Origin of the sequence: Methylobacterium sp. WL103, assembly GCF_008039885.1 — a bacterium.
In the GTDB taxonomy this organism is placed as follows: domain Bacteria; phylum Pseudomonadota; class Alphaproteobacteria; order Rhizobiales; family Beijerinckiaceae; genus Methylobacterium; species Methylobacterium cerastii.
In genome coordinates this window covers 1-573 of the sequence record NZ_VRUX01001212.1, presented here as the reverse complement: position 1 = coordinate 573, position 573 = coordinate 1, and the positions used below count along the sequence as shown (strand labels likewise).

At 76.3% G+C, this 573-nt stretch carries 1 protein-coding gene and 1 pseudogene; both read left to right on the top strand.

Features of this window, described 5'->3' with window-relative positions; translation table 11 throughout:
- On the top strand, positions 1 to 366 hold a 366-nt coding region (locus FV222_RS28680; RefSeq protein WP_187277539.1), incomplete at its 5' end, for a VOC family protein.
- A gap of 62 nt (positions 367 to 428) precedes the next feature.
- Positions 429 to 573 (top strand): annotated as a pseudogene (locus FV222_RS31730) (alpha/beta hydrolase); the annotation flags it as partial.

Here is a 573-nt window from a genome sequence, read left to right as displayed (position 1 = left end):
ACCCTCGAGGCGGCCGGCGCGGTCGCCCGCGGGCGACAGGGCGCCGGGTCGGTGCACCACATCGCCTTCCGGGCCGCCGACGACGCGGCCCAGGCGGCGATGGTGGCGCGGCTCTCCGCCGACCACGGCCTCGCGGTCACTGAGCAGCGCGACCGCCAGTACTTCCGCTCGGTCTACTTCCGCGAGCCCGGCGGCGTGCTGTTCGAGATCGCGACCGATGCGCCGGGCTTCGCCGTCGACGAGCCGCTCGCCACCCTCGGCTGCGCCTTGAAGCTGCCGGCCGGCCTCGAACCGCACCGGGCGCGGATCGCGGCCGCCTTGCCCGACCTCGCCTTGCCCGACCTCGCCTCGCCCGACCTCGCCTGACCCGCCTTCCCGCCCCGCGCCTACGGGGCGGGATTGCCCTGCCCGCTTCCTGGGAGTCCGTCATGACCACCACCGATCTCGGCTTCGTCCACCGTTTCGAGCCGGGCGACGCGTCCGTTCGCCCCTTGCTCCTCCTGCACGGCACCGGCGGCGACGAGGCCGACCTGCTGCCGCTCGGCCGGCGGGTGTCGCCGGGCGCGGCCCTGC